The sequence below is a fragment of the Bifidobacterium catenulatum PV20-2 genome, assembly GCF_000800455.1.
Taxonomy (GTDB): domain Bacteria; phylum Actinomycetota; class Actinomycetes; order Actinomycetales; family Bifidobacteriaceae; genus Bifidobacterium; species Bifidobacterium kashiwanohense_A.
In genome coordinates, this window is the sequence record NZ_CP007456.1 from 1,973,327 (window position 1) to 1,987,794 (window position 14,468).

Annotated in this window: 9 protein-coding genes; 2 read left to right on the plus strand and 7 right to left on the minus strand. The window is 56.4% G+C overall.

Translation table 11 applies throughout. From position 1 onward, the window contains the following. Positions 1-40: 40 nt before the first annotated feature. A complete protein-coding gene (locus tag AH68_RS08490) occupies positions 41-1,303 on the minus strand; it encodes an Nramp family divalent metal transporter (protein WP_236682396.1) in 1,263 nt (420 codons plus the stop codon). A 122-nt stretch (positions 1,304-1,425) separates the two neighbouring features. Here AH68_RS08490 and AH68_RS08495 point away from each other — a divergent pair, with 122 nt between their 5' ends. Next, positions 1,426-2,280 carry an aldo/keto reductase gene (locus AH68_RS08495; protein WP_039200024.1) on the plus strand — a complete coding sequence of 285 codons (855 nt, stop codon included), beginning with the start codon at positions 1,426-1,428 and terminating at the stop codon, positions 2,278-2,280. 51 nt (positions 2,281-2,331) lie between these two features. Continuing rightward, entirely contained in the window at positions 2,332-3,138 is an 807-nt protein-coding gene (locus AH68_RS08500) for an HNH endonuclease family protein (RefSeq protein ID WP_236682397.1), read from the plus strand. 75 nt (positions 3,139-3,213) lie between these two features. Here AH68_RS08500 and AH68_RS08505 read toward each other — a convergent pair whose 3' ends face one another. The 6 genes from AH68_RS08505 to AH68_RS08530 all read right to left on the minus strand — a co-directional run bounded on the left by AH68_RS08505 (position 3,214) and on the right by AH68_RS08530 (position 14,299). Further along, positions 3,214-4,290: a LacI family DNA-binding transcriptional regulator gene (locus AH68_RS08505; protein WP_039199219.1), complete on the minus strand. Its 1,077-nt coding sequence runs from the start codon at positions 4,288-4,290 to the stop codon at positions 3,214-3,216. A gap of 150 nt (positions 4,291-4,440) precedes the next feature. Continuing rightward, positions 4,441-6,495, minus strand: coding sequence for a beta-galactosidase (locus AH68_RS08510; protein WP_039200027.1), 2,055 nt, complete (start codon positions 6,493-6,495; stop codon positions 4,441-4,443). Positions 6,496-6,879: 384 nt separating this feature from the next. Continuing rightward, on the minus strand, positions 6,880-7,740 hold the full coding sequence (locus AH68_RS08515) for a hypothetical protein (RefSeq protein WP_236682398.1): 861 nt from the start codon (positions 7,738-7,740) through the stop codon (positions 6,880-6,882). A gap of 680 nt (positions 7,741-8,420) precedes the next feature. Continuing rightward, on the minus strand, positions 8,421-9,128 hold the full coding sequence (gene pdxT / locus AH68_RS08520) for a pyridoxal 5'-phosphate synthase glutaminase subunit PdxT (RefSeq protein ID WP_039199221.1): 708 nt from the start codon (positions 9,126-9,128) through the stop codon (positions 8,421-8,423). Between the two features lie 113 nt (positions 9,129-9,241). After that, positions 9,242-10,117, minus strand: coding sequence for a pyridoxal 5'-phosphate synthase lyase subunit PdxS (pdxS, locus tag AH68_RS08525; protein ID WP_004223372.1), 876 nt, complete (start codon positions 10,115-10,117; stop codon positions 9,242-9,244). A gap of 366 nt (positions 10,118-10,483) precedes the next feature. Further along, positions 10,484-14,299: a thiol reductant ABC exporter subunit CydD/CydC gene (locus tag AH68_RS08530; RefSeq protein WP_039200031.1), complete on the minus strand. Its 3,816-nt coding sequence runs from the start codon at positions 14,297-14,299 to the stop codon at positions 10,484-10,486. Positions 14,300-14,468: the final 169 nt, after the last annotated feature.

The window sequence follows — 14,468 nt, forward strand, 5'->3', positions numbered from 1 at the left end:
TGCGTCAGGCAACTGTGCGGACACCGAAAACGGGATGCGCCTAGGAGCGGCCGGAAAGTGTGAGGAAGACGAGAATCACATTAAGCGCAACAATCAACGAAACAACTATCATATTAATCGCGAATTTCACCGAACCATCCACATAATCGCCCATTAATGAGCGATCGTGAGTGTATTTCATCAGCGGAATGATCGCGAACGGAATACCGATCGACAGTATCACCTGCCCTATGATCAGCGCCTCCGTCGGATTCTTCGCAAACCACAGTACAATCAATGCCGGCACAAGCGTCACCACGCGGCACGCCCACATCGGCGCTTTGACCCGCAACAGTCCATGCATAATTTCGGCGCCGGCATACGTGCCGACCGATGTGGAGCTCAGACTGGAAGCCAACAGTCCAATCGAGAAAATCGTGCCGATCACAGGGCCCAGAGCGGCGGCGATGGCATGCTGCGCGCCTTCGATCGAATCAGTGCCGGTCACGCCATACAGCGAATTCGCCGCGAGAATCAGCAGCGCCAGATTCACCGTGCCGGCCAGAAGCAACGCCCATACCACATCGACCTTGCTGCCATGCAGCAGCGTCTTGATGTCGGGCTTCTTTTGCCCCGCGGAATAATGGTCATTGACGAGTGTGGAATGCAGGTAAATCGCATGCGGCATCACCGTGGCTCCCAGCATCGAGGCGGCCATGAGCACGGTCGCGGACCCTTTGAAACGCGGGATCAAGCCCGTTGCCACCTGCGTGGGATTCGGCGGGTCGATGAAAAGACCCGCGATGAAGCCGAACGTGATCACCAACAGCAGCGCGATGATCATCTTCTCGAAAAGACGATGCGTAGGCCCCTTCTGGAAAATCAGCAACACCGTGGAAATCGCGCCGATAATGCAGCCGCCGACGAACAACGGCAGACCGAACAGCAGTTTCAGTGCAATCGCTCCGCCGATCACCTCCGCCAGATCCGTGGCGATGGCGATCACCTCAGCCTGCATGAAGAACATGAACCGGCCGGCATCCCCCAGACGTTCGCCCAGAATCTCCGGCAGACTCCGGCCCGTGACGATGCCGAGTTTGGCTGACTGGTATTGGATGAGCACGCTCATGCAGTTGGCCAGAACGAGCACCCATACCAGCAGATAGCCGTATGTGGCTCCGGAAGTAACATTTGCAGCCACGTTGCCGGGGTCCACGTATGCCACAGCCGCCACAAAAGCGGGGCCGAGGATGCCGGCGAGCGCGTGCCCGTAATGCTGGTGAGATTGTGGTTGCGGAGTAGTTATTGCATTCTTTGAATCCATATTGTCCTCCATATCCGCGCAATGTTATAGCGCGCTTACCTGCATGGAATTGTTACGGCCGTTACGCTTCCCGCTAAACTGGTGTGGAGAACATCGCATATTCGATTCAAGGGGTTGTTTCCATGGCTACTTTCCATACTCCGATGGTTACGCTTTCCGACGGCAATCTGATTCCGCAGATCGGTTTGGGCGTACTGCGCATCGACGATGAAGGCGTTACTTCCGTAGTAGAAGGCGCGCTGGAAGTCGGATACCGTCACATCGATGGTGCCGCGGGATACAACAACGAGGCCGGTGTGGGGCGTGCGTTGCGCAATGCGGGCTTCACGCAAGGCGAGCATCGCAAGAATCTGTGGGTGACCACGAAGCTGCGCGATTCGGAACAGGGGTACGATTCCGCGCGCAAGGCGTTCGACCGGCAGCTTAGTCTGCTGCAGCTCGACTACGTGGACATGTACATGCTGCACTGGCCGACGCCGTTCGACTGGCGTTCCGGCGAAACGTGGAAGGCATTCCAGGAGTTTCGTGCGGAAAACCGCGTGCGCACACTGGGCGTGTGCAATTTCATGCCTGAACATCTTGACCGCTTGTATGAGGAAACCGGTGAATATCCGGCCGTCAACCAGATCGAACTGCACCCGACCTGGCAGCAGCGCGAAGTTGTGGAATACTGCAAGGCGCATGGCATTGCAGTGGAAGCGTATTCGCCGATGGCCCGCGGCGCTGATTTGAACGCTGGAAATGGCACGATCGAACGTATCGCAGCCGCGCACGGGGTCACCCCGGCACAGGTGATCCTGCGCTGGCATATCGAAAATGGAACAATCATCATCCCCAAGTCGACGCATGCGGAACGACAGAAGCAGAATCTCGATCTGTTCGGTTTCGCGCTTGCTCCTGAAGAGCATGCCGCGATTGACGCGCTTGACGGCCCGACGCGCGCAGGTCATGATCCGATGACGTTCACTTACGCCTGATATTCCCCAATTCCGCAATTTCAGTGTGTTGCATGTATTATTTCAATACTTATGGCACGAAAGAATAATCGTAATTCTTATAATTATCGGAATATTGAGCAAGATGTGCGTGATATTCAGCGGGCTGGAAAACGGTTCAAAAAAAGTTGGATTAATGCTGACGGCCCGCTAGAACGCATTCTCATTCTGCTGGTCGTCGTTGCGGTAATCGGCGTCACTATCGGCATGCTTCTGCCGAAAATCAATCCGACCGTAGGTGAGATTACCGGCGAATACACGGCAACCGGCACTGCCGCGGAAACGTTGGAAAAACTTACGGTTGACGACAATCCCAGCAAAGCCGGATATGATCGCGACGCGTTCGGATTCCGAGAAACCGACGACGACGGCAATGGTTGCGACGTGCGCGAAGATGTGCTCGCCCGCGATTTGACGGACGTGCAATATAAGAACAGCCGCAGCTGCCAAGTTGCGTCGGGTACGCTTGATGACCCGTATACCGGTCAGACCATTCAGTTCGTGCGTGGAGTGAAAACGTCTTCGGCGGTGCAGATCGACCATGTGGTCGCGTTGGAGAATGCATGGCAGTCGGGCGCGAACACATGGGATCATACGAAGATGTACCAATTCGGCAATGACATGTACAATCTGCTGGCCGTGGATGGGCCGGCGAATCAGCAGAAGGGTTCCGCTTCGGCCGCATACTGGCTGCCGACGAACAGCGAATACCGTTGCGATTACGTGGCTCGGCAGATTGGCGTGAAAGACAAGTACGGACTGACCGTCACCACGCAGGAAAAGCGAGCGATGCTTTCCGTGCTGCACGGCTGCCCCGCGCAGGCATTGCCGGCAAACTGACGCTAATTCCCGTCCGCACAAGTCCTGTTCTGCGGCTGTGCGAGTCCGGAACTGGCTGTGCAGACGGCAGGTCAGCTACGCGCGGGTGGTGGCACGGGCGATCACGTGCGAATGGGTGGTGATGCAACTCGGCTCCAGCACACGCGTGCCGTCGATCCGGTCGAGAATGCGGCTGACCGCAGTCGGCGCAATCCAGTCGAGACAAGAATCCATGGTGGTCAGCGGAGGCTGGAAATATGCGGCTTCTTCAATATTGTCGAAGCCGATCACCTGCATCTGTTCAGGCACGGAAATGCCGTTCGCAGCCAAAGTGAACAGCGCACCCAACGCAAGCTGGTCATTGAACGCCACAATACCGTCGAATGGAATTCCGGAATCGATGAGCTGTTGCGTAATGCGAGCGCCAGAGCCGATCGTCCAATCCTGCCCAGTGCTCATTACCAGTCGGGAATCGAATGCCGCTCCCCGCGCGGCGCACGCTTCGAGCACGCCGCGAAGTCGCAGTTGCGCATTGCCGTCAATGGCGTCTCGTATGGAATCAATGTGTTCCGGTTCGGTTCGCGATCCGACCACCGCGAGCCGGGTTGCGCCATGGTCGAACAGGTATTCGGCTGCGAGTCGGGCTTCCTGAATATCGTCGGGGGTAACGTGGTCGGCTTTGCCGTGTGTGGAACGCGCGCCCACGCATACGAGCGGATAGTCCACGTCCAAGTCCGTCGCTTCAAGGTTTTCGACTTCGGAGATCGACAGGATCATGCCGTCCGAGACGGTGGTGTTGAAGTTGCGCAGGAGTGATTGCGCTCCTTGTGCGGATCCTTCGGTATACGTGGTGACGTATACGGAATAGCCGTGGCCGCGGGCCGCGGCGATCACGCGATTGGCGAGCTCCGACAGGTAGGGGGCGGTCAGGGTTGGCACGGCGAGTGTGATGAAGCCGGTTTTACCGCGGTTGAGATTGCGCGCGGCCACGTTCACTTGGTATCCGAGGCGGTCGATGACTTCCTGTACTTTTTCTCGCGTGGAGTCGGTCATGCGCCCGGAATGGTTGATCACGTTGGATGCGGTTTTGAGCGAAACGCCTGCCTCTTCGGCCACGTCTCGCAGGGTGACTCGCTTCCTGTCCGCTTTCGGCCCCAGCTTTGACTCGCCCATGTTCTTCTCCAGGATCGTTCGATATGCCGATGAAAGTTTACCAGTTATAGCAAGCCCGCCACCTGAAGTTTCAGTATGGCGGGACTGGGTTATGTGAGGTTGGTGAGATTACGTGAGGTCACGCAATCAATCATGCGGAATCATGCGGGATTACGCGCGCTTTACGACGAGCACACCGTTGCGATGCACGGTATAGCTGCCCGCTTGCTCCCCTGCTTCCGTTTGGAACAGGTAGACCGGCTCACCGTCGATGCCCTGCAATGCGATTTCTTTCTTGCCTCGCGGAAGGTAGAAATCGAAGGTTGCGTCTGCGGACTTGCGTACGGTGTGCAGCACGTCGAGATTGACCGGATCCGCAGAATCTTCCACGATATTGGCGCTCACGAATTGCGTGAGATCGGCCACGTTGAGATCGCATCCGACGAAGTACGTTTCGCCGGAACCGTACGGATTGTGGGTGATTGCGGCGGTGCCGTCGAGTTCCCATTCGTCGGCTTCCTCACCTTCGTAGGTGGCCAGCACTTGCGTGTGTTCACCGTCGACGTTCACGTCGTTTTGCCACAGGCGAGTGACCGCTCCGGAGCTCAAACGAATCTCAGCGGGCTCGCCTTCGGCTTCGGCGCCGAGAATGTTGAATTCTTCGCCGCGAATGCCGAGCATTTCACGCAGTAGGCCATCGCCGGCTCCCGGGTATCCGCCGAGCCAGGTGTGGAAGTTCTCGTCGATCAGTCCGGTTGCGTAGCCGACGACCACACGGCCGCCCGCGGCTGCGAAATCAGCCAAACGCTGCGTGTCTTCGGCGCTGAGCATGATCACAGTCGGCAATACGACGGTCTTGTACGAGCTCCAATCGTATTTCAGGGGCACAATGTCGGCGCGGGTGCCTGCGTTGAGGAACGCGCGGTACCAGTCGCGTACGTCATGCCAATGGTTGAGTTTCATGCTTGGCAGGGTTTCGGAGCGTGTGGCCCATTCAGATTCCGCGCTGAACAGGATTGCCGTGTCGGAGAGTTCCAATTCGGTGCCTTGCACGCCAGCATCGCCGAGGGTTTTCAGCGCTGCGCCCAGTTCGCACACCTGACGGAACAGTTTGGTGTTTTCGCCTGCGTGGGGCACGAGCGCGGAGTGGAAGGATTCGGCACCGAATGCGGAGGCACGCCACTGGAAGAAGTTGATGGCGTCGGCGCCCATGGCCACGTGCGCGATGGAGTCGCGTACGGTTTCACCCTTGCGCTTGCGTGCGTTGAGCGGCTTCCATTGCACGGCCGAAGTGGAGTGTTCCATCACATACCACGGCTTGCCGAGTGCGAGGGAATCCATCAGAGCGTCGGAGCAAAACAGCTCGTCGATATGGGATTCGCCCTCGTGGAAGTAGTGGTCGTTCGACACGAAATTGACTTCTTCGGCCCAGTCGGCATAATCCATGCAGCACTGGTCGGTGGAGACCATGAAGTTTGTGGTGAACGGCTTGTCGGGGCAGATTTCGGCGATTGCATCACGTTCAGCCTTGTAGAAGTCGAGCAGCATATCGTTGCCGAAGCGTTCGAAATCAAGCTTTTGACCGGGGTTCACCATGGAATCGGCACCCATGAAGCGCGGGATGAGCACTTCGTGGAATCCGTTCATTTCCTGACCCCAGAAGGTAGTGCCCCACGCCTTGTTGAGGTTTTCGATGGTGCCATATTTACGCTCGCACCACAGGCGGAATGCGTTGAGCGCGTTGTCGGAATAGTCGTAACGGTTGTTCCAGCCGTATTCGTTGCCCATATGCCATGCGGTGACGTACGGGTTGGTGCCGTAACGTTCGGCCAGCTTGCGGCACAGGGTGAGCGCGTATCCCTTGAATACCGGGCTTGTCGGACTCCAGGATTGGCGGGATCCAGCGTTGACGGGGTGACTGAATTTGTCTCGCGGAAGCACTTCCGGGTGCTTTTCGTACAGCCACAGCGGTGCAGTTGCGGTTGCGGATGCCAGGTCAACCGCAATGCCGGCTTTGCCGAGCTTGTCGATGATACGGTCGAGCCACCCGAAATCCCAACGGTTTTCTTCCGGCTGAATGCGATCCCAGCTGAAAATTGCCACGGCCACGGTGTTGACACCGGCCTGCTTCATCAGGCGGACATCGTCGTCCCACACACTTTCCGACCACTGGTCCGGATTGTAGTCACCGCCGTATGCGATGCCTTTGCCGTTATCGGTCAGCAATTCCGGCCATTTGAAGGGCTGACGATTGGGATTATCGGAGTTACTGGTATGGTCGGGTTCTTTGGATTTGTTGTTTTCTTTGCTCTCATCGTTGAAGGTCTGCACGTCCTCACCTTTCCGAACATACTTGATACAACTGTGTATCTATTGACAATGCTTTTATAATAGATGTTTCTGCGATTCTGTCAATTTCGATTGCGTGTCCGATAACATTCCCATCCACCCGACATTTCCGAGAAACACGTCACGCAACGCCGAATTCCAACAACTCTACCCTCCTACGCGAAAAAGTCAGATCATGAGGCAAAAATCTCAATCAACACAGAATAGAGGGTATGAATATAGCTCAAAATTATCAAAAACATACCCCCATACGCGAAAAAGTCAGATTCTCCTCATTCTTCGCATACGACAGGCCACCTTTCTCCACGGAAGCGGCGTGCTCAACGCAATCGGACGTCCCAACTTGCGCGCGCGGATGGCGGCGATATTCATCGCAAACGCGGCACGGTGCGGCTCATCCGACAAATCAAGCTGAGTAACCGAGACGACCGTCCATCCCATGCTTTCCAACTGCCTACGCTTCCATGCATCGCGACGCCATTGCGTCCGGTCCGTGCGGTGATGGTCGCCGTCATACTCGATGCCGATCAGCAATTCCGGATCGGCCAAATCGAGCGTAATCGCGGCACCATTATCGAATGCGATTCCCGGAACAGTGTAATTCGATGTGAAACCCCACAATCCGTAAGAATATAAACAAAGCCGCGTCTGCGTCTCTTTAGGCGAATCGCTGCTCGAGTCCATCAACGTAAGCGCGTCGTAACATTTTGCCTTGCATTGAAACGTCTCATGTTCCACGAAATCACGCAACTTCGACTCGGTGGTCCTGCCATGACGAATCATCGATTCCCCCAATTCCGTCAATCCATCAACCTGCGTGCCTTTTGCCATCAACGCCCATGTCGCTTCCGCATTCAGGACTCCAATGCCATCAGTCGTGTATCGAATATGCCTTGAATCAAGCCCCGACCAGCAATGCACATAAGCATCCGGTGAAGCAAGACGACTCAATCGGGGATCCGAAACGGTGACATGTAGCTTGTCCGAAACAAAATTCGTTTGCGACGGCCGTTCGACCTTCCACATATCAACAGCCGAAATATGGCTGATTGGACCGAGCAACACAGCCTCACGGCACGCTTCCCAAGTGATGGACTGCCTTTCTTCAAGGGATCGAGCCATCAAAGGTTTGTACATCTCATTCATGTTTCGACGATATTGAAGCACATTCGTAGTTGTCCAGCCGAACCGGGGTTGTGGTCGGAGAATGCAAAAATCGCACGATAAAGGCGTGTCGGCCGTGGATAACCCATGGCAGAATCCATTTGGATCAATGAATGTGGATATTCCTGTGGATTGATGTGAGTCCATTTCTGAGCAAGTTCCCCATTTTCGGACGGGTTGCGAGCTCATCGGAAAATCCACGCATCAGTTCTGGATGCAAGAGGGAGTAACCAACTATGCCCTTTGTTGCCCCCTACGCGAAAAAGTCGAAAATGATAAAAAATACGGGACATTTCATAAACGGGGGTATAAAATCGCCTTAAAACCGTTTGAACAGTGCCCCCGTATACGAAAAAGCCAGTTTCTCGTTTGAAAATTCGACTCTTTCGAAATAGACAAGGCAGCCAAGGCATGCCCAGAGACGTCGGAAGCCTGAGGATATCTCCTATGAGCGGGTACAAAGCCACAAAACGGGAAGGAACGCGAAAATCTCCGACGAGGACCGGAGAGTTCCGAATAAACCCAGATAAACCCAGATAAACCTAAACAACCCGCAAACCGCGTATAAAAACGGCGGCTCCAAGGGTACCCTCGGAGCCGCCGAAAATGGCTATTCCACTACGCTACAGACTACGGATTTACAGGTTGAGGAACAGCTCGTGAATGCGGGTGTCTTCGGTGAGCTCCGGGTGGAACGCGGTGGCGAGGATGTTGCCCTGGCGCAAACCGACCACATTACCGTCGACCGAGGTCTCAATGGTCGCGGACGGCCCAACCTCGGCCACGAACGGTCCACGGATGAACACCAGTGGGAAATCCTTCAGTACGATGGACTCGGAAGCGGCACTTTCCGGAACGTGCTCACCCGACGCAACCGGGACGGCGGAATCGCCAGTAGCGGAACCGAAATCGGCGGTCGCAACGAACGAGCCCAGCTGACGGCCGTACGCATTGCGGCGCACGACAGCGTCCAACGCACCGAAGTAGACGTTCGAATCGTTATCCAGCTTGCGGGCCAGCAGAATCATGCCCGCGCACGTGCCGAACACCGGTTTTCCGGCGGCGATATGTGCTGCGATTGGCTCAAACAGGCCGGTCGAACGCAACAACTTGCCCTGCGTGGTGCTTTCGCCGCCAGGCAGAATCACGCGATCGATTGAATCGTCGAAATCCTCGGCGGCACGCAGCAGTTTCCACGGTGCGCCAAGCCGATCCAGCATCGCGGCATGCTCGGCGAACGCACCCTGCACCGCAAGAATGCCAGTCACGCCATGTTGCGCGGAAGCCGCACCTTCGGCAACGTCGGCCGATTCTTCCTTCGAAATGTATTCAACGGCAACAACCATCGGATCTCCTTACCCAAACCCATCGAGACCATCACGAATCACGCAAAACGGGCGGCATAAGGCAGCCGATAGTCACACCCCATCCGCCCGCAATACGTGAAATCACAGCGAAATCACTCGCCGCGGGCGGCCATGATGGTTTCAATCTCATCTTCGTTGATGCCGACCATGGCCTCACCGAGGTTCTCGGAAAGGCGTGCAAGTAGATCGGCGTCCTGCCAATTGGCGGTGGCCTGCACGATGGCGGCGGCACGCTTGGCCGGATCTCCGGACTTGAAGATGCCGGAACCGACGAACACGCCTTCGGCACCCAGCTCCATCATGAGTGCGGCATCGGCCGGAGTAGCCACGCCACCGGCGGCGAAGTTGACGACCGGCAGACGGCCATTGTCGTGCACGTACTTGGCCAGATCGTACGGCACCGCCAGCTGCTTGGCGGCCTCGTACACCTCGTCGTCGCGCAGGGAGACGAGTTCGCGGATCTGCTTATTCATGGTGCGCATGTGGCGCACGGCCTGGATCACATCGCCGGTGCCCGGCTCGCCCTTGGTGCGGATCATGGATGCGCCCTCGGCGATACGGCGCAGCGCTTCGCCCAGATTCTTCGCGCCGCACACGAACGGCACGTCGAACTGGTTCTTGTCAATGTGGTACACATCGTCCGCGGGGCTCAGCACTTCGGATTCATCGATGTAATCGATTTCGATGGCCTGCAGAATGCGGGCTTCGGCAACATGACCGATACGAACCTTTGCCATGACCGGAATGGACACGGCTTCCTGAATGCCCTTGATCATGGCCGGATCGCTCATGCGGGAAACGCCGCCGGCAGCACGAATATCGGCCGGAATGCGTTCGAGCGCCATCACCGCGCATGCGCCCGCGTCCTGTGCGATCTTCGCCTGCTCCGGGGTGGTGACGTCCATGATCACGCCACCCTTGAGCATCTGCGCCAGATTCTTGTTCAGTTCGTTCCTGTTGTTGGCCATCGCCAGCCTTTCGTCGAATCGTATTCCACTCTTCTGCAGAGCGGATATCTCTTGACACAGATACTAACGATTTTTCATTACAAAATCATGTGAACTGAATATTTGCACGTCTCAAAAAGTTGCTTTTCTTAAATTTTGACAATCATTTTCATGATTGTTTCATTTTCTTACGATTTCGATTCCGTCGACGATTCCACGATTTCGCCCGCTTTTCTTACCTGTCATACGTTGTTTGCTTTCGATTCGCGCGCACAGTGCCTTTCGGCAGCGCTTTCGACGCACGTTATAAGAAATACGAATGACGCACGATTTTCATACGACCACATTGCGGACAGGGGTGCGATGCGCACGTACTTGCGTAACGCTCTACATACGCAATATGCGATCGGCGACGCGCATGGTGGAATCGCGGTGCGACACCAGCACGACGGCACTCCCCTGCTCAGCTAGATTGTTGACCGATCCAAGAATCACCGACTCGTTATAGGCGTCGAGACGGCTCGTCGGCTCGTCGAAGAGCACCAAATCGGCGTCACGCAGGAACATGCGGGCCAATCCGATGCGCTGCTTTTCACCCTCCGAAAGGCGGCCGCCCAGCTCGCCAACCTGCGTATCCAAGCCGTTCGGCAGCGCATCGACCAACTCGAGCGCGGATGCCTTGGCGAGCGCCTCGCGCAATACGGAATCGGGGATGGCGGACGCTGCGGAATCGGCAGAATTGCAGGCAATGGTGAGGTTCTCTCGAATCGTACCGTCAAAAAGGTAAGTTTCCTGCCCCATCATCGTCTGCACACGGCGACGCCAGCTAGCGTCAACCTGAGGCAATGGAATATTCGATAGCGCAATCGTGCCGGAATCCGGATCCCAATAGCGCATGAGCAGCTTCAGCATCGTTGATTTTCCACGGCCGGACGGGCCTTGAATGCCAAGAATGCCATGCCGTGGAACATCGAGTGAAACATGGTCGAGCACGGGTTGCGAGGCACTGTCGGAAGTGCGGCCGCCAGAAGTGTGGGCACTGGAACCGTAGCCGAATGTGACGTCGCTCATTGTCATACCTTGATATTCCGGGCGTTCGGCACCCTGCTCAACCACAGCGGGGGTCTCATCCATCAACGCAAACAGGCGACGCGCCGAAGCGAACGTTTGCGTCAAATTCGCCGGCAGCGCGCTCAATGCAAGCGTCGGACCAAACGAGCTGGTAAGCAATACGAAAGCCGCAACCAACGCAGGAGCGTTCGAATCCACGGAGCCCATCCAAATCAGGCCTTCCGGCATATCGGCGGCAGTGGAAACCGCAGTGCACAACGTCATCACAAGGAAAGCAGTAATCGCGGTAAACAGCATCACCAATACCGCACCCAATCCTGCAAAATCACCATTCTTCGCACTCAATCGCAAACGTTTGCCCCACAGCGAAAGGGTGCGCCGAGCGATGGAAGCGAGCCGGGCACTACCTTGACCGAAGCGGATGATTTCGCCGATACCACGCATATCGTCAAGCATTTCGTCGTCGAGGGCGGCGGATTCCTTGCGAAGTTCCGGACCGACGCCTCGCACCGCCGACGCGAACAACTTTGGTAGTACGACGCCGACTGTGAGGTGCGCGATGACCAGCGTCACCGCGAGGGGTGCACTCAGGGTGAGCAATGCGAGTGTGTAGACGACGATGGTCACAACAGCGATGACGATCGGGCTGATGGTGTGCGCGAAGAAGATTTCCAACAGCTCCACGTCGGTGGTGACCAGCGCGATCAGGTCGCCCTTACCTTTGCCCGCAAGTTTGGCCGGGGCGAGACGCCGCAGGGCCGCGAAGGCTTTCGTACGGAACAATGCGAGCAGGCGGAACGCTACATTGTGGTTCATGAACTGTTCGGCATAGCGCATGCCGCCGCGGATCAGCGCGCAGACGGCCATGGCGGTGAGCGCTGCGGGAACGCTGAGATTCCAGATGGGCGAGCCGACAGCCGCGACAGCCGCCGCAATGCCGAATACCGGCAGGAAAGTGGCGGCGAGGTGGCCGAGCGCGCCGCAAACACATGCGACGATCATGTACCTACGCAGCGGTCCGACTTCCTTCAACAACCGCGCGATAAGGCGCGACGTAGGCATACCCTGTACGTCCGATTCTGCAGAAACGGACATACAAGGCACGGTTTCGGTACGCTGGCTGTCCGATTCGGGAGAATCGGACATGTTGGGTGCGCAAGCTGAAGTTACGCCGGTTGCGGATGTGAGCTGTTGGATTTGCGGCCGCATTCCTACGTTTTCCACGGTTTGTTGGGCGTGGAACAGTTTGGCGTATGTTCCGTTGGCGCACATGAGTTCCGCGTGCATGCCCTGTTCCGCCACTCGCCCGCGTTCGAACACCACCACATGATCGGCGTCGGCTGCATTCGCCATGCGATGCGTCACCATGATCACGGTTTTGCCGCGATCGGCAAGCGCACGAATGGTTTGCAGAATCAGGGTTTCGCTTTCCACATCGACGCTGCTGGTGGCTTCGTCGAAAATGTAGACGGCAGACTCCCGCAGCAATGCGCGCGCGATGGCGATGCGCTGTTTTTGTCCGCCAGACAGGTTACTTGCGCCCTGTTCGATGGCCAGGTCAAGTTCTTGCGATTGCGCACGCACGAATTCGTCGATGTGCGCCGCTTCCAGCGCTTGCCACAGTTCGCTTTCGGTGGCATTCGGCTTGGCCATCAGCAGATTGTCGCGCAACGTTCCTGCAAAAAGGTGGCTTTGCGCCGCCACGATGGCGATTTCTCTCGTAAGGGATTCGATGGAAAGATCGTTGATTTGGTACCGTTGCGTCGAGTTGTTTCCTGCATTTCCGGACAGCAGCCACATACGTCCTTCATATCCGGAAAGATTTCCGGAGAGCAGTTCGACGGCGGTAGATTTGCCGGATCCGGACGGACCGACGATGGCGGTCACCTGCCCGCGCCGCGCAGTGAAAGAGACGCCATGCAATGCGACGACCGAACCATCGTCATCTTTCGACATGCCTGTTTTTCCAGCACCAACCACAGCCGCCGCAACGTCCGCGCCCACGTCCGCATATCGGAACGACACGTCATCAAAGCACACGTCCACACCGTTATCGGAAGCGCCGAATTCCGGCATTCCCTGCATTCCGTGCGCAGGAATCGGCGTATCAAGCAATGCGAAAATACGCTTGGTCGAAGTCATACCGTTCATCGCAACATGGAAGAACGAACCCAATTGGCGCAGCGGAATGAAGAAATCCGCGGAAAGAAGCACTATTAGCAGCACGCCGGCAAGCGGCAATGCGGCACCGTTCGCATACTGCCAGATCGCCACGCCCACGCCGGCCGCGGCACCCCCGTATGCAACGACGTCCATGGCGGTGAGCGAGCGCAGCTGAATTTGCAGAACATTCATGGTCATTACGCGGAATTGTTCCGCCTGCTCGTTCATTTTCTTGGCGGCATGAGCATCCGCGTCAAAAGTTTTCAGCGTTTCAAGACCTTGTACATTGTCAAGAAACATAGATCCCATGTCGGTGTATTTGCCCCAATATTTTTTGAATACTCGGGCTGCACGCATTGCGACCATGCCAACAATCAATACAATCAACGGCGCGCATACAAGCAATGTAACAGCCGTCGGCATATTAATCGGCGCAACTATAAAAAATAACGTTACCGGCGCGAGAATCGCATAAAACAGTTGCGGTAGGAATAATTCGAAGAAGCTTTGGATTTGTTCGATGCCTTCACCGGCAGATTGCACCACGTCGGCAGTGCTGATATGTTGCGAATATGATGGTCCAATCGCAAGCATTTTATTAAAAAGTTGTTCACGTAACGCGAGTTTGACACGCTCGGCCGCTTCCGCGCCAAAATAGGCCGCGGCGCGCATCATCAGAAACCGCAGCACTGCACAGACCACAATCGCCAACACGCATCCGACGTACGCTTCCGCGCTGAATCCGCCGTAGCCAAAGCCGACGAACATGCGGGAAATCAGGCCACTATCACCCATGGAGAACATGGGGTCGAACGCCGATTCCACCACGGCAAGCGCCGGTGAAAGCATGACCACCACCGTCACTACGAACACGACGTTGGACAGCAGTCCGATCCATTGACAGAGCACTTTCGCCGCAACCAACCGCCCCACGCCGGGAGCGAGGGAAAACAGCCGTTTGTCAAACATCGAAATCCTTTCCTTCACATTCACGCGGTTCAATTTGCGCGCCCGCATCACCATGTCTCTCGATTCAGCCTATCCGCCCGAAAACAGAAACGTCAAGAGCTCATCGCACATAGCAATCGCAAACGCATTTTCAGCAACAACACACGAACCAAGCGCACGTGCGGGGTTA